A 14,560-nucleotide genomic window follows, 5' to 3' on the forward strand; every position below is an offset into this window, starting at 1 on the left:
TGAATGTGTGGTGAGCTAGGCCGCTCACCATTGGTAACCAAAAATGGTGACACCCTGTGCATTTTGCTGCAATGGGAACTGGCCCATCTGTGCCAGCAGTGCGATGAACCCTGCCACATCATTGTCTTTCGCTGGCAATGGCCGCTTGGCGTCACTGCGCGGATCGGCAAATTGTTTGGGCACAAAAATCCAGTCGATGTCGCGCAGTTCCATACACGGAAACGGCAAACAATCGTCAAAGCGGCTGTTATCGGCAACTAATGCGTCGGCCACATCTAGCTCGGCGATCACCGTGCTATCGTTGCCCAGCAGTTGCCATTCCACGCCACCAAGCTTGGGCTGCATTTGTGCCGCTGCTTCAAACAGCTTGCGCCATTTGGCGTTACTCATCAGCGAGGCTTGCGCGCTTTGACGTAACTTGTCGAGTTGTCGTTGATGCATCAATAGTTACTCGGCTGCGTCGTGCACAGCAAAACCGAGTTCGCTACTAGCGACTTGGCAGAACTGTTCAATCCACGCGCTAATATCGGCTTCAGGGAAACTGCTTAGATGTAAGCCAGACGGCTCAACCGAGGCGATAACTTCGCATTGCGGCAAACGCCAACGGGGGCAGTTGTCATAGGCATCGTATCCCTGCCAACCGGGCAGCTGTTGATATACCTTTTCTAAGGTTTCACTGGTGGTGTCATCCATTTCATATGCAATGTTGAGACTGGCTTCATGCATGGTGTTGCTCCAATAGTTGCGGTAATTCATGTTGTTGCCAAGCTTTGACTTCAGAGTACGTCGACAGCTTCATATACGCGCTGTAGACCGCTTGAGCATTAGGCAGGCCAAAACGTTGGGCTAAGGCGAGGTGGTCGTCGATGGTCATCTGCTCATCAAAACCGACATATTCCAACAGTATGTAGGCCAGCAAGCGCTGAAAACTGGCACCAAAATCGTGATAAATCTCATCGGCTTCTAGCTCGAAACGCACAAAACGATGTTCGTGCGCGTTACTGAGCAAGACATACAGCTCGTCATCGCCCGCGCCATTACATACGGGCGTCACTTCATAGCCAGCTAGAAAGTCATAGTCGTCGAGAATCGATGGCAGAAAGTCATAGGCGGCATCGCAGTTTTTAATCAGATACTGCAACTTGCCTAATGTTGCTGCATCTTCAATGGCCGCCAAAAAACGCGGCTCAACGCCGGCGGCGGTGAGTTTGGCCATCCGTTGGGTGGCTGGTGTGAGAAACGACATATGCTTAATAGCCTCCCATGGCTGGAGATAGCTCATCCATTGGAATTAAGCTCATCACGATGCCAAAAATAAGGGCGAGCGTGGCAAACATGGCGACGATGCTAATGCCAAAGACTTGGCCGTTGGATTGGAAATCGAACTGTTCTTCTCGCTCAATCTGTTCACGGGATATTTGCTTTTTTTCAACCCAATAGCGAACGGCGACAATGTAGAGCAGATTAACGGCTATTGTGGGAAAGTTCTCCGGTAAAAACCCAATGATGGTGAATATCAATACCGTCAGCAATAGGCCATAAATCATGCTGGCCTTATGCAGCTCTGGCAGCCCCATGGCGCGATAGTTTTCTTTAATGGTGTACACGGCGGCTAACGGCCCACCAATGAACGTCGCCACCGCGATTTGTGTCGGGGAAAATAGTTTGTGTACTGCCATCGTTATATATCCTTGGACGTTAAGCCGTTGTCATCACTCAAGCGCAAATTGGTAGCTCACATCAGCAGTGAACGCGGGTTGTTGCGGCATCGGCTGCAAGCAAAACTCAATTACGCTGGTGCATTCTTCTGCCTCAATGTCACCGGCATTGACGGTCACGCTGTACCAACCATTCGCCAATTGGACTGACGGCCGCAGTTGCTGTTGGGCTAACTCGATAAGACTGGGGCTGTGTGTTGACCAGTCTTGCAAATACGGCACGGTGAATAGGTGTAACTGGCCGCTAATCACCTCGATGACATAGCCGGATTGTTGATGCGTTGCTGCCACATCCGCTTGGGTAAATGCTGAGGTTTCACCGAGATTAAACAAGATGGTGTAGGGCAGGTTAGCGATGCCCATCAGCGGTAGCATCACGCCCTGTTCTACCACTTCGTCGCCGATATCAGTGGTGGTGAGCACTTCGAGCAGATCACTGCCAAGCTGATGTTGCTGTTGCAGGCGATTAAGATTGGCAATATCGGCCAGAATAAACCAATCGTATGTGTCGTTGACTGCACCGACAAAACGGATCATGCGGGAATGTCCTCTAATATGTGAATAAAGTTTGGCGGCACATTATCGGTTAACCACACATGATTCGCGCTTTGGTAAAAGGTGTGCCCGGCGGCAACCATTGCTGCGGCGTCAATTTGTAACAGTACCGGTTTGCCATAGCGTTGTCCTACCGCAAGGGCGGCATCAATATGCTCGGTCAAATGCACGTGATGGCGCGCCATTTTTTGCAAACCTTCAGTTTGAATCGCCGCTAAAAAACGGCTAGCGGTGCCATGCAGCAGTACATCGGGTGGCACTTGTGGCGTGAGATCTAAATCAACGGGGAACGAGTGGCCTTGGTTGGCGCGGATTTTCTGACCATCGGCGGAAATAGCAAAACGTTGCTTATCGCTGTCGGCCACTAGGGTTAACAACTGCTGATGATTAAGGGGAACACCGGTGGTATTGAACTGTTTGAGCAGTTGTTGAATATCGGCCCAACCACCAGCATCAAGGTCGATGCCAAGCTGCTGTGGTTGGTGTCTCAGCACTAAGCTGAGCAGTTTGGATATGTGGTCGTTGGGCACTTAGAAACTCCTTTTCTGTCGTGCGACGAGTGTTTAACAGGTGCCGATATCAATATCGCGGTTATCGGCCAAGCTCTTATCGTAAATGGTACTAATGCTGTCGAGATTTGCTGCGTAACTGCGGTTATCGCATTCTACTGATACATCAAAGTCACGCAACATCACCGATACTCGCTGGCGTACCAGATGATCGCGGCCGTGGCTCAGTTGCTGCCATTGGCGTTCACTGCCGAACACATTATAAAGTTGTTCATCAGTAAGATGCACGGCAATCGCTTTGATCGGGGCGCTATATGGACCCTTGATCACTTTCGGCAACTTTGGCAGTTCTTCTTGATCCGGCACAAATTGCATTGCAATGACATCACCACTGGCTTGCGTTGGCGTTTCCATATCTAAGCTAATGTGCAACTCACCGGTGAGTGTCACCGGGCCACTGAAATGGTAGCGACTATGCTCAACATCTTTTTGCTGCAGCGATAAGGCGCTGTCATAGTTAGAAAATGTTACGTCTTGGGCAGCATGGCTGGCAAAGGTAAACAATGCCGCACAGCATATGGCTGCGGTTAGGTTAGTCGTCCTCGAAATTATCTTCGGCATAAAAAAAGTGCTCCAGAAATTGTTCAAAACTATCGGCGAATGGATGGCTATGACCCCATTCAAAATTCACCACTGATATAGGGTCGGGTTGAGATAAATCCAAGCAGTAGGCGCCGTCTTCATGGCTTTGAATCACAATAAAGTGCGGCGGCAGCGATGGTTGCTCCTCGCGCAAAAATGCCGTGTCGGCCAGAATGTTGCCACCCTCCAACGCCAGTGGTTGATTATCGATAATGCCGCTAATAAAACGGTCATTCACGCCTAGTGCGCCATAGCTAAGTAAAAATTGGGTTAGGGCACTGGGCAGTGGATAATCGATAGCCGCTTGTAGCTGCTCGACTGCTGCAGCGGATGCCGGTTGGCTGCGCCAGATGTCATCGCCTTGGTTAGCGGCTTGCTGCAAATAATGTTCAATATCGTCAATCTTCATCGAGCTAGCTCCGTGAGTTGTTCAACTGCTGGTGCGGCGTAGGTATCAGCAAAGCATGCCACAAACGAGCTGTATAAAGGCTGCGCCAATGGTGCGAGTGACTGGCGCTGCTGAAGTTGCTCATCGTCCAGTTGTGCGCCGCGTTGGCCCACATCAAAACAGACGGGCCATAGCCGAGCCCCCAATCGCCAATGGGCAGGTAGCCCGCATCTAACAGCCGCGCAGCGCTGTTGATGATGTGAGTCAAAGGCGTTAATGGCGCATTCGACGGCGTGTTGGCGATATAGATACTTTCGGCAAAACTAGCCGCTGGCATCTCACTAAAAATATGGCAGCAAGCCATCAAATACTGCCTAAACTGCTGTGGGAGCGCGACGGCAAATTGCTGTTCAAATGCCTCGATATCGGTGGCCGTTAACGGGCTGGCAACGGTATGCCATTCGCGCCAGTCATCTTGCGCCCACACTGGTGCGTTACTGTTTGGTGCACCGTGCATCGCTGCTGGGATGCTCTCTGTCGGGTCGACATTCAAGCCGCCCTGTAAGGTGTGTGCCGCGAGATGCTTTGCATAATCCATTATGTGTGAAGCTCCATTGTCGTTACTTATTCATCGGTGAGTGGCAGTGTTATTTTGGGCGCGACTCGATGTTCAATATACGCCAGTTCTTCCGCAAACAGGCCACTGGCAAACGCCGCTTGTTCGCCGGCGACTATGCTGGTGGGCTGCGCTTTATATTCTTGCTGACAGCGCAGCAGTTCTTGGTGTAACCATTGGCATACGTCCGCCATAGCGCTGATGGCCTTTTTCAAGAACGTTGCCCACTTGGTTTTCTTAATCCCTTGCTGATAGAGCGCGACCGCAATCTGAGCAAAGGCTTGATGCAGTGGCGATACCTCAGCGTCAGCAGCATCGGCTGTGTCTTTAACAAATTTGGCGTCAATCAACGCCTGTTGCAGCGCCGCTTGTTGCGATACGGTTAGGAAAGTGTCTGTCATCACCAGTACGTGGCTCCTGCAAGCTGATTATTGGGTGAAAAGGGCGGCATTCTGCCACAGGGGCAGTGGCACATCCAAGGGCGATCTGGCCTCGATCGGACATTGCTGAACGCACTCGCTTAAAGCTTGTTCGCCTGAGGCATGAAATGACATATTTATAGAGTAATCACCTGGGAAGAAGCGGTTCAGTCGGTCACAGATCCAATGGTCATTGGCGGATAATTCAAACTGCATGATGTTTCCTTAACGCTGTGACGTCCTTGCTGGGTGACTACTGGTAACACGCTGTTCAACTTGAGAGTTAATGCGCTAAAAAGCTCGCTTAAACTGTCAGCGAGCGTTGAGGGTAAAGTGATAACAAAAAGGCGCTGACTGATTGCTGAATCACCCCCGCGTCTGCGGCGTGATTGGGCAAATTGCTGGCTTCAAGTTAGTCACTGTTCTAGCTGCTTTGAGGCCGCGCTTGTTTACGCAACTTCAGCAGTGCTTGATGCTGCGCTTCACTCATCGGTTTTAATACAGGTTTGGCCCGTTTGGCGATGTGTGCAATCAATGGCGCATCGGCGGCTTTTTTCCAGTTGAGTCGAGGTTGTGCTTGCAACGCCGCACTTAATTCGTCGGCATCGTCGTATTGCTGCAATAACTGGGTTTGCTCACGGCGGAATTGGCGGTTTACCTGTGCTTTGCGGGACCTGATCGCTTTGCGTGAGCTTTTATCGTTTTCGCCGTAGCTGTTTTTACTGTGATTAACGTAATCCAGTACTTTCTTTTGCTGTGGTGTTTGGCGCTGAGTCATTCGCGGTCCTTGCTAACGTCAATGCAGATGCTGATTTATGGGGCTGGAGCATACCATATTTAACACCACAACGGCATTGCCATGGGCTTAGTCCGACACGCCCAAATGTAAAAATAGCGTGGCGTGTTCGCCTTCAATGACAAAGTCATTCCAACAAGCTTCGTACCAATGTGCGCTATCCATCACCACGCTGGTGAGCCGCTTAACCTTGATGGCGGCGTCAATCTGCTGCATCAATTGTTGGACAAGTTCGGTGCGCGCCTCGGCACGTGACAAAATAAAACTGGCGTCCACGTCTTTTAAGCAGGCAAAGGATGAGCCGCAGCCACCCCGCAGCGCTTGCTCGGCATCGTCAAATTGCGGTTGAAAGCTAAAAAGCCAGTCGTTGAGTTGCTTGTTTAGTGCTGCTTGCCAGTCCGGCTGCGGTTGGTATGCAAATGTGGCATCGTCGTAAGAGGGGAGCAGGCATTGCCGCATCGCTTGTTCGGCATTGGTGCCAGCGGGCAATGGCGTGAGTGCGAAATCATATTCATGATTCACTTTGCCGTTGAGCTTGGCAAAGGCGATAAGTTGCCCGTCAATTTGCCCCAGTTGGTAGCTGAGCTGGTCCATAAAATTCCTTTTAACAATGGATGGTGTCTTGTTGGTTTGGCGCTTTACCTGTTGGCTGTGGGCGCGGTTTACGTTGACGCCGATAAACATAGCGCCAACAGCCCAATACCAGTAACACCGCCACTAGCATCCCGCTGATAAGCCAAATGAGCCGCAGGGTTAGGCCGCCCACTGAACCATCGTGCAGCGGATGCAGCCAACTGAGGATGACCTCTTTACTGCCTGCGCTGTTGATGGTTTGCGTGGCGGCAATCGCGCCGGTGTATGGGTTGATTTGCACGTAGCTGTGCGGAAAGCGCCGCGATGGATCGCTCGGCAGTTGCAGTCGAAATTTATAATAGCCACCACTGGCGGGCGGGACTTCAATCCAAGCGAGGGTGCTGTGCGGATAGTGTTGCTGCAAGGTGTTAATCGCGCTGGCTAATGACACTGGCGTTGCTTGAGCGCTGGCAGGTTTGCCGCTGAGCAGCGATGGTTGTGGCTGCTGATTTGGTAAGCTGGATAACACCGCAGCGGTCGGTTTGGGCAGTGCAAGCATCACGCCGGTGGCTGTGAGTGTTAGCAGCGGCAGGCTCACCGCTAATCCGATGAGTTTATGCCAGTCGTATAACCATCCCACAGTGTTGTTACGCGGTTTAAAGGTCAGCCCTTTACGCCATTGGCCGCGTTTCGGCCACCATGCGATTAAACCTGAAATAAGCAGTAGTAGCGATACTAAGCCGATATAGCCTACCAGCAGCGTGCCGGTGTCGCCGAGTAACAGCTGAAAGTGCAGGTTATACAGCCAGGTCATCAAAGTATGACCCCAATAGTCTTGCCGTAGTAGCTGTTTACCATCGCTGGAAAGCCATACTAGCAGCGGCGCAAAACCTTCACCTTGGGTTTCTGGTGGGTTGTAGTAGCGGGCGGGAATATGACTGCCGCTGGGAGTGACTTCAAAGCGCCACGGGCCCGTTTTATCCGGAAATTGTTGTCGCACGGTGGCGAGTGCCTGATCCCAATCTGGTGCAGTGCGGGCATTATTGGTCGTGCTGGTTAACTGCTCCGTGTGCAGCCATTGATCGAGTTCAACGTAAAACATCACCGCCGCACCAGACAGGCAGATCACCGTCAGCAACACACCGACAGACAGCCCGAGCCACAAATGTAAGCGGCGCGCGAATTTGCGCAGCGGTACTTTAGGCATGACCATACAGACCTTGATGTAACGGCATGAGGCCGGGGAAGTGGCTGAGTCTGAACATGTAAAACCGTTGAGTTGTGGCAAAAGATGCGGCTGGCTTGGTCGTAGCCTTGCTACGTTACATAAGCCACCGGGTGGTTCGCGGCGGCATTATAAAACAATTGTTGGGCAAATGCAGGGCGGTAATGTTACGGCGTCATTTTCATCAACGGCTGCCACAGTGTGGCCAGAATATACTGACGGGCATCTTGTTCATCGTCGGCGGGATAAACCACAAACTCGCGGTTATCTAATAGCTCGACTAACGAGATCTCGTTGTCTTGCATCAGCGCTTGTAACTCACTGCTCAATTGTTGTCGCCGTTGTTGTTCGCTAAGCCAGTTGATGAGTGCGGCTTTGGCGGCGGCTTCTTCTAGACCGACATCAACGGAAAATAGCGATAACAACTGACGAACAGTCGGGTAATTTGGCATGGATAACGTCCTTGTGGCATCAGCTATGGCTGCTGAGCAAAATCTGGGTAATATAAACCGCGGCTTATCTACACTGCTGGGCGATAAGTACCGCGGCGGCATTATAAAGCAATTGGTCGATAAATGCTGAGACGTTATGTGCGGCGGCGATGAGCGGCTAAGTTACCATGCCAGTACGTTTAGAAAATCGCTGGCCGCTTGGTGGCCACCCAAAAATTCACTGAGTTTAGTAAAGCGATAGTCCAATGCTGGCTGGGTATAGCAGCATTCGTCATCGTCCCAGTATTCATCGGCGTCACATTCTGCAATGGCTTGTGCCATGGTGGCAAAAGCGCCGAGTGCGGTTGCTAAGTCGATAGCTAGTCGCTGAAAATGCCACTCGCCGCCGTGGATATCAAACAGGATCTGCTCAGTATTTAGATCAAATACGATGGGATCAGCATTATTGTCAGCGATGACGAGCCAGTTGGGTAGCCAGCTGTTGATAGCTTCACCACTGCGACCATGCCAACGGTAGCCCGCTTGATAGTCCCATAGCCTCGCTAAGCTAGGCATTTCGACTAATTCATCACAGCTCAATTGTAAATTGTTGGGACCTACCTGCTGATAAAAGTCGATTAAGGTTTGCGGCAGCGGAAAATCACCACGCCAATGGCTGCTTACTTGTGGTTGCAGTTGGCCAAATGGCGCGAGTTGTGTGGCTAAGTGGGAAAATCGGCTCATGTTCATTACTCATATCCGTGATATTGTTGGGTGTTATCCACTGGTGCTAGCTGCTCAAAATGCGGTTGCCCTTGTTCATCCAGTTGATAACGCAGCAGGAACAGCCACAGTTGTTCTTGGTGTTCGGTTGGATCTTCGGTCATCACACCGATCAATAATTGGTGCTGCTCATCGACCGCCACTAACTCGGCATGTTGTTCATATAGGTTAAACGCTTCAACAAAATTGGCATGAGGGGCTACCCGCATGTTCATCCAGAACTCACAGCTGTTAACGCTGGCTTTGAAAGATAGCCCTTGGGAAATATCGAAATGTTGTTGGATTCGTTGCCAAAACATTGCGGAGGCGCGTGCATAAACCTCATCCTCATTTGGATGCAGATCTAATTTGGCAAAGCTATGATCTTGCACCAAAATGCATGGCCGCCACCAGCGCAACATCGGTGACTCATAAGGATGTTTGCCGACATAGGTTTTACTGTCGAGTTCGACGCCTTCGGTATATTTAAATCCGTCGATAAGGTCTTCAATATCTTCTTTGCTGTACTGCATTGCATGGCATCCTATTCGTTATGGATTGCTGAGTGTTTGAAGGTGACGAGTTCGCCGTAGAACTGCGCTAATAAATCCCACTTGGACAGGGAGAGTAGTTCAGCACTTTGCTGCTGACGGCGGCTAATACCCGTGTGAAGGTCGTAGGCCATACTTACGGCTCCAATAATGCTTGCTGGTGCAGCCAAGTGGTTAACTGCGCCAACTCAGTGGTTGTTGCGCCTGTGATGGTTACCACCATGCTATGAAACCACGGATTGCTGTGGCTAGCATCAAACTCAAACGCTACGGCAATGGACTTACCCGGCTGAATGATATTGAGTTGCTCAATAATGGCATCCGCTGCTTCGTCCCACTGTTCGTCACCAAAGCGTTGCTGAAGTAAACGCAGTGGTAAGGCTATTTGGTCGCTGTTATCCAAGATATGCGCCTTCGTCATTTAATACGCCTCATCTTTTGGGCAGCTGACCGCGCTAATCGTTTCAATCTGGGTTAGCTGCGTGGCTAAATGTTGACTCAAATCCACCCATGTTTGTGTGGCTGTATCAGCCTTAGCGCGCGGCGTGATCTCCAGTAAATACTGCTGCGTTGCGGCGTCATTCAATTGCAATGTCAGCGGGATACCCAATATTTGCCCTTCATAGGTGATGAATTCCTCAAAGCGGCCACTGTTATTGCGGATCAACTGGCAGCCCAATATCGTACCGAGCTGCTGGGCGAGCTCGGCAGCGGCCAGCGTACTGTGAAAGCAGACTAAGGCGCGAAAATTCAACGGCGTATGATCCATGCCGACGATCGTTGGGGGAATGAGTAGCTCAACTTCAATGCGGTAATGCTTGATGGCATCGCTGGCGTGTTTAAGCGAGATGCCGAGACGATCGCGCAGCTGTAACGTGGCGTTTTTGATATCGCCTTGATGCACCAGCTGTTGTTCCGCTTCAGTTAATGGGTGATTCATTCAATGGCCTGTTAACTTGGTTGGCACAGCCAATAGCGTTTACCGCAGTGTGGGCAGCTAAAGGTCAGTACGGGGGCTTCACCAGCGATCAGGCTGGTCAAGGTTTGCAGGTGTTCGGTATCTGCGTCTTGCGCTGGCCATGGCATCAGTTGCTGGAGTTCGCCCTGATAGCTGCGGCCGACTTTGCCTGAAAATGGCACGTAATCTGCGCAGCAATGTGGCCAGTCACTCAGTTCAAGTACGATGGTTGGCGTATGTAATAGCTCATCTAATATTGCGGTCGCGCGCGCCTTTTTCTGCGCTTTATCGATACTGCCTTTGGAAAAACTGCCTTTGGGATAATAGTGGTTAAGCATGCGCTGCACGGCTTCAATATTGAGCCAGCAATCCGCTTCGATAGTGGCGTGTTGCAGACAATCGGCACAAAGCTCGTCGACCTGTTGCCATTGTCCGTTGATGAGCACTTCACGCCCCAAACGATAGATGGCCTTATATTCGTCACAACATTGGCAGTGCTCTTGAATCGCTAAGTCAGGCAGGGCGTTGTCGGTAATGTATTTGAACTGCATGCGAATGTTCCTAGTGAGCGTGTTTATCGCTTGAGCGCCATTAACTGCTCACCCAGTTGCGCCAGATAATCGTGCCCAAAGACGCCGCGTTCTAAATCGCGAGTTAAAAATTCGGGCAGTGTTTGCCGATATTGCGTACTTTGTGAGGCAATGGCTAGCGCAACCGCGGTGACGGTATCGACATCGCCGCCGAAATTAACTCCTTGCAACAAAATTTGCTCGGCACTGTCGCAGTGACTAAGTAACGTCAGCACCGCGTTAACGGTTTCCCACGCGCTGCATGGCACCTCGGCTTGCCAAGTGTCATCCCACATGGTGGCGGTATGCTCACTGACAAAGGCGGTCAGCGCGGATTTATCGCCAAGCGCATAAATAAAGTAGTGAGCGGCGAGGGCGATGGCTTGTGCTGATGCAATGCCTTCCGGCGTATCGTGGGTGATTTGTGCCTGCATTTTGGCAAACTGCAACAGCTGCGCAATGTCAGCAATAATGCCGATAGGTGCCGCGCGCATAGCCGCGCCGTTGCGGTCGCTGTGGGGATTGATCTTTTCCAGTAATTCGGCGCCATCTTCAATGCTATCTAAAAAGTGCTGAAAACCGCTGGAATATCCTAAGCGGCGGTCACGCTTGTAGCAGCTCACAAATTTATTAGCGATGTTTAGCGGCGTCCATGGCTGCTGCTCGATAAGCAGTTCGCTAATCGCCAGTGACATCTGAGTATCGTCGGTATAGCAGCCTGGCTTAATACCTAAACCGTGTTGTTCATAGTGGGTGAGATTATTGTGCTGCTCGATTTTGCTGCGCTCGGCAAATTCAAAGCCAGCGCCATAAGCATCACCGATGGCTAGGGCTAATAACATGATCTTTCCTTTTTATCGCTAATGAGTCACTTGCGGATACGCTGGCGGTGCAGCGTTATGAGCATCAATATGTTCCGCGACGTCCACTTACTCAAAGCCTCCAGCCAAGCGAACTTCATCACAATGGCAACATTGAAACAGTTGCACCGTGAACGGCGCATCGTCACGAGCAATTAAGGCGTTGAACTCGTATTCAGTCAGATCGTTCTCTTGGCAGATGCGGTGGATATCGGTTGCCAGTTGCTGCTTGTGAGCGTTAATTTGCGCCGCACTTGTTGCGGTGATTTTGCAATAATCGCCACAGTGGTGCGGCCAACTGTCATTCATCGCCAGATAAAAATAGTTGGGCGTTCGCTGTATCAGCTCACTGTCTTTGGCATCATCACCGAGTAGTTCCATGCTATCTGCATCGATAAACGTCAGGTCAAATTGCGCTGCCGCTCGGCCATCGGCAATGCACCATGGGCAGATGTTTTCTACCTCATCTACACAGAAAAACGGCCCAACATAGCCCCAGCCACGTTGTTGCTGACAGCAAGGGCAAGTGCCGTTAATGCGGACGATGACGCCCGAGGCGATAGGATCAGGATGATATTTAAATGTTGGCCATGCGGCAGGTGGTTGTGTTTGCATCATCATTCCTTATCTTGCACCGTTAAACTTGCGGTTGATAAATCGCTTGGAGATGTTGCAGCAGTTGCAACAGCGTCGCACGGTTAAAACAGTTATTGAGTATGCGGCTGTAATAGTTGGCGTCTGGCTGTTGCTCTATGTTGTTGATGAGTGCGCTAAGTTGGTTATGCAATTCAGCTTTTGGTAGATGTGCGGTGTGTTCAAGTACATCTTCTGGCCATAACCCAAACGCATCAATGCCACAGCAGGCGGCGACGCATGCTGTTTCTAATGCTTGCCACATCGGCAGTAGTGCATCCATGAGCGGATCTAACTCGAACAGTGCTCCGCTTGGGGTGGTGTTGGCAACGGTAATCCAACGTTCTGGGCCGATGCTGATGTCGTTACTGTGAGTGTTACTCATAATGATCTGTTTATGTTGTGGTTCATTGCGCAGGCTAAATACAGATATCCTGAAAGCCGACTTCGACGACTTGATTGTGTTGAATTTTCACCGCTAGTCCATGTTCTGGCTCCCAACTGCACTCAAACAGTAGGCCGATTTCTCGGTCGTCAGGAAACAGCTCTGGCACCACGATGCCTGTGGGGGTGAGCAGCGGTTTAATTTCATCAACCTGACTAATCTCCGGTAATGCTTGTTGCCAATCCCCATGTTGATATTGCTGGCGATATTCCGCTGCAACGCTTTGGTAGTAATCAAAAATGGCTTGAAAGACGTCGATGGTTAAGCGCTCGCTGTGCTGCATAAACTCATCGTATACCGCCCGTTGCCACGCAGCCGGTGGTTGCTCATCTTCGGTATCAACGCTGAGGGTGATCTCTGCGTCCATCAATGGGTGGTACAGGTCGAGATTCCAGTCAAAATCTTTAAAGACGAGTTGGTCAAATGGGTGCATTAACACGTGATTCCTTAGTTGCAGCTTACTCGTTGAGCCAGTGTCGCGCGTGACTGGCTTGCGATGGTAAATAGTGGCGGATACCAATGTTTGGGTTTAATTGCTGCCAATGGCCGAGGGTGTCTGCCAGTTGCGAATGCTTCGCGCAGACTAACGCTAATTTGCCCGTCAACATGGCGCTGATTAATTTGTCTAAACTCGGCCAATGGGAATAACTAGCATTAACCACTAAGTGAATGTTTGGTGTAAAACCATAAACCGCAATGCCTTGGTCAAGCTGTTGCAGCAACTGCTCAAGGTGGGCAGCACTAAAGGCGAGGGTATTATCTAGCGTTATTGTCGATACATACGGCGAGGCAGCATGTCGATATTGATGCATGAGTGTTACCCTTTGTCGCTACGGCGCGATGCAGCGTCGTCGGGAAATTCCAACCACGTTTCGCCAAATAGATCTGAGGTCAGTTTGACGCCTCGTTCGGTCACATCCAGCTCGTAGGGTGGGTCGCACGGTGCGCGGGTGATGATTTCGCCATCGGGCCGATACAGCATGCATTCGACTTCACCTTGCTCGAGCACATATTGCTGCTCGTGCACTTGGCTAAATCCCCAAAATAGAAAGGGGTGGCATTGACCAATCACGCGGGCAGTCGGTAGGTGAATACGGGCGCTAAGGCTACCAGCACCGACAAACAGCACTTGGGTGGCAGGCACGTAGAGCAGCTCAAAACTGTAATGATTGGCCCAATGCAGTCGCGCCAGCGGTGTGCCGTTGACGTAGATGGTACTGATAATGTTGTTATAACCTGCGGCGCTGAGTGTCAGTATCGGCTCATCGGTAAGTTTCACACCCTGCTGGTGGCTGACGTCAATGTCGGCACCATTGCGAACGATAAGCTGTTTAATATCCATATTCTTGGCCGTCCTGTGGCTGTTTAAACACCATGCCGGTTAATTGTGTTTGCTTAACTGCCTGACGAAACGCATCACTGACGATATAAATGGCGTTCCAACATTGCGCCAGTTGGGTTAAATGCACATCGGTCAGTTGTTGCTCGTCCAGCACCAGTTTATCAATGCTATCGATAAAACCCTCTTCATCACGCACGAGTTGCGATTGTTGCTCATCTTGCGCGGCATGTTCACCGAGAAAATGCGCCACATAACGTGGTTGTGGCTCGCCATTATGTTGCCAATTAACCGCAAAACATTGATGCGGAATATCAAACTGTTGCAGCAAGGCGGCGAGTGGTTGGCTAACGATATGGAGTGCGCCAAATCGTAAGTAGTCGGGCAGGGGAAATTTGCCCTGACTGGTAAATTCCAACGTAGGGAAATCGCCGTTAATGGGCGCTGGCAAACTGATTTTGAGCGGCAGTAACTCTTTGATATTGGCGCAGCTAACCGAGTGGTTGTGCGTTATGCCATTTCCATATAGCAAGTAATGCATCGGTACGATATGTCATTTTATGTCAGTGTG

At 50.8% G+C, this 14,560-nt stretch carries 28 protein-coding genes; all 28 read right to left on the reverse strand.

Annotation, left to right across the window (positions count from 1 at the left end; translation table 11 throughout):
* Positions 1–24: 24 nt before the first annotated feature.
* The 28 genes from L9G74_RS01610 to L9G74_RS01745 all read right to left on the reverse strand — a co-directional run bounded on the left by L9G74_RS01610 (position 25) and on the right by L9G74_RS01745 (position 14,530).
* Positions 25–441 (reverse strand): hypothetical protein, encoded by a 417-nt coding sequence (locus L9G74_RS01610; RefSeq protein WP_238894527.1) that lies wholly within the window; start codon positions 439–441, stop codon positions 25–27.
* A gap of 6 nt (positions 442–447) precedes the next feature.
* Complete coding sequence (locus L9G74_RS01615) at positions 448–726, reverse strand: hypothetical protein (protein ID WP_238894528.1); 279 nt, start codon at positions 724–726, stop codon at positions 448–450.
* The gene (locus L9G74_RS01620) at positions 719–1,246 is read right to left on the reverse strand and encodes a hypothetical protein (protein ID WP_238894529.1); all 528 of its coding nucleotides are present in this window, start codon (positions 1,244–1,246) and stop codon (positions 719–721) included. The genes L9G74_RS01615 and L9G74_RS01620 overlap by 8 nt, the downstream gene beginning before the upstream one ends.
* Before the next feature lie 4 nt (positions 1,247–1,250).
* Complete coding sequence (locus tag L9G74_RS01625) at positions 1,251–1,679, reverse strand: hypothetical protein (RefSeq protein ID WP_238894530.1); 429 nt, start codon at positions 1,677–1,679, stop codon at positions 1,251–1,253.
* Positions 1,680–1,712: 33 nt separating this feature from the next.
* Complete coding sequence (locus tag L9G74_RS01630; RefSeq protein WP_238894531.1) at positions 1,713–2,255, reverse strand: hypothetical protein; 543 nt, start codon at positions 2,253–2,255, stop codon at positions 1,713–1,715.
* On the reverse strand, positions 2,252–2,803 hold the full coding sequence (locus L9G74_RS01635) for an RNA 2'-phosphotransferase (RefSeq protein WP_238894532.1): 552 nt from the start codon (positions 2,801–2,803) through the stop codon (positions 2,252–2,254). Before L9G74_RS01635 ends, L9G74_RS01630 begins: the two co-directional genes overlap by 4 nt.
* Before the next feature lie 33 nt (positions 2,804–2,836).
* Entirely contained in the window at positions 2,837–3,403 is a 567-nt protein-coding gene (locus L9G74_RS01640; protein ID WP_238894533.1) for a hypothetical protein, read from the reverse strand.
* A complete protein-coding gene (locus tag L9G74_RS01645; RefSeq protein WP_238894534.1) occupies positions 3,375–3,833 on the reverse strand; it encodes an SMI1/KNR4 family protein in 459 nt (152 codons plus the stop codon). Before L9G74_RS01645 ends, L9G74_RS01640 begins: the two co-directional genes overlap by 29 nt.
* A 4-nt stretch (positions 3,834–3,837) precedes the next feature.
* Positions 3,838–4,410, reverse strand: coding sequence for an SMI1/KNR4 family protein (locus L9G74_RS01650; protein ID WP_238894535.1), 573 nt, complete (start codon positions 4,408–4,410; stop codon positions 3,838–3,840).
* A 26-nt stretch (positions 4,411–4,436) separates the two neighbouring features.
* On the reverse strand, positions 4,437–4,829 hold the full coding sequence (locus L9G74_RS01655) for a hypothetical protein (RefSeq protein ID WP_238894536.1): 393 nt from the start codon (positions 4,827–4,829) through the stop codon (positions 4,437–4,439).
* Between the two features lie 27 nt (positions 4,830–4,856).
* Positions 4,857–5,063, reverse strand: a complete 207-nt coding sequence (locus L9G74_RS01660; protein WP_238894537.1) for a hypothetical protein — start codon at positions 5,061–5,063, stop codon at positions 4,857–4,859.
* Positions 5,064–5,271: 208 nt separating this feature from the next.
* On the reverse strand, positions 5,272–5,625 hold the full coding sequence (locus L9G74_RS01665) for a hypothetical protein (RefSeq protein ID WP_238894538.1): 354 nt from the start codon (positions 5,623–5,625) through the stop codon (positions 5,272–5,274).
* 87 nt (positions 5,626–5,712) lie between these two features.
* A complete protein-coding gene (locus tag L9G74_RS01670; RefSeq protein ID WP_238894539.1) occupies positions 5,713–6,237 on the reverse strand; it encodes a hypothetical protein in 525 nt (174 codons plus the stop codon).
* A 10-nt stretch (positions 6,238–6,247) separates the two neighbouring features.
* Positions 6,248–7,423 (reverse strand): PepSY-associated TM helix domain-containing protein, encoded by a 1,176-nt coding sequence (locus tag L9G74_RS01675; RefSeq protein WP_238894540.1) that lies wholly within the window; start codon positions 7,421–7,423, stop codon positions 6,248–6,250.
* A 185-nt stretch (positions 7,424–7,608) separates the two neighbouring features.
* Entirely contained in the window at positions 7,609–7,893 is a 285-nt protein-coding gene (locus L9G74_RS01680) for a hypothetical protein (protein ID WP_238894541.1), read from the reverse strand.
* Positions 7,894–8,055: 162 nt separating this feature from the next.
* On the reverse strand, positions 8,056–8,616 hold the full coding sequence (locus L9G74_RS01685) for an SMI1/KNR4 family protein (protein ID WP_238894542.1): 561 nt from the start codon (positions 8,614–8,616) through the stop codon (positions 8,056–8,058).
* Between the two features lie 5 nt (positions 8,617–8,621).
* The gene (locus tag L9G74_RS01690; protein ID WP_238894543.1) at positions 8,622–9,167 is read right to left on the reverse strand and encodes a hypothetical protein; all 546 of its coding nucleotides are present in this window, start codon (positions 9,165–9,167) and stop codon (positions 8,622–8,624) included.
* Positions 9,168–9,178: 11 nt separating this feature from the next.
* The gene (locus tag L9G74_RS01695; protein WP_238894544.1) at positions 9,179–9,319 is read right to left on the reverse strand and encodes a hypothetical protein; all 141 of its coding nucleotides are present in this window, start codon (positions 9,317–9,319) and stop codon (positions 9,179–9,181) included.
* A gap of 2 nt (positions 9,320–9,321) precedes the next feature.
* Positions 9,322–9,606 (reverse strand): hypothetical protein, encoded by a 285-nt coding sequence (locus L9G74_RS01700; RefSeq protein WP_238894545.1) that lies wholly within the window; start codon positions 9,604–9,606, stop codon positions 9,322–9,324.
* Positions 9,607–10,125, reverse strand: a complete 519-nt coding sequence (locus tag L9G74_RS01705; protein ID WP_238894546.1) for a hypothetical protein — start codon at positions 10,123–10,125, stop codon at positions 9,607–9,609.
* An 11-nt stretch (positions 10,126–10,136) separates the two neighbouring features.
* Positions 10,137–10,694, reverse strand: coding sequence for a CbrC family protein (locus L9G74_RS01710; RefSeq protein WP_238894547.1), 558 nt, complete (start codon positions 10,692–10,694; stop codon positions 10,137–10,139).
* A gap of 23 nt (positions 10,695–10,717) precedes the next feature.
* On the reverse strand, positions 10,718–11,554 hold the full coding sequence (locus L9G74_RS01715) for an ADP-ribosylglycohydrolase family protein (RefSeq protein WP_238894548.1): 837 nt from the start codon (positions 11,552–11,554) through the stop codon (positions 10,718–10,720).
* Between the two features lie 87 nt (positions 11,555–11,641).
* Positions 11,642–12,187 carry a CbrC family protein gene (locus L9G74_RS01720; RefSeq protein ID WP_238894549.1) on the reverse strand — a complete coding sequence of 182 codons (546 nt, stop codon included), beginning with the start codon at positions 12,185–12,187 and terminating at the stop codon, positions 11,642–11,644.
* 22 nt (positions 12,188–12,209) lie between these two features.
* The gene (locus tag L9G74_RS01725; RefSeq protein WP_238894550.1) at positions 12,210–12,590 is read right to left on the reverse strand and encodes a DUF6331 family protein; all 381 of its coding nucleotides are present in this window, start codon (positions 12,588–12,590) and stop codon (positions 12,210–12,212) included.
* Between the two features lie 34 nt (positions 12,591–12,624).
* Positions 12,625–13,083 carry a DUF6985 domain-containing protein gene (locus tag L9G74_RS01730; RefSeq protein WP_238894551.1) on the reverse strand — a complete coding sequence of 153 codons (459 nt, stop codon included), beginning with the start codon at positions 13,081–13,083 and terminating at the stop codon, positions 12,625–12,627.
* Between the two features lie 25 nt (positions 13,084–13,108).
* Positions 13,109–13,462: a hypothetical protein gene (locus tag L9G74_RS01735; protein ID WP_238894552.1), complete on the reverse strand. Its 354-nt coding sequence runs from the start codon at positions 13,460–13,462 to the stop codon at positions 13,109–13,111.
* Between the two features lie 5 nt (positions 13,463–13,467).
* Entirely contained in the window at positions 13,468–13,992 is a 525-nt protein-coding gene (locus L9G74_RS01740; RefSeq protein ID WP_238894553.1) for a hypothetical protein, read from the reverse strand.
* Positions 13,982–14,530, reverse strand: coding sequence for an imm11 family protein (locus L9G74_RS01745; protein ID WP_238894554.1), 549 nt, complete (start codon positions 14,528–14,530; stop codon positions 13,982–13,984). Before L9G74_RS01745 ends, L9G74_RS01740 begins: the two co-directional genes overlap by 11 nt.
* Positions 14,531–14,560 lie beyond the last annotated feature (30 nt).

Origin of the sequence: Shewanella electrica (assembly GCF_022321485.1) — a bacterium.
In the GTDB taxonomy this organism is placed as follows: domain Bacteria; phylum Pseudomonadota; class Gammaproteobacteria; order Enterobacterales; family Shewanellaceae; genus Shewanella; species Shewanella electrica.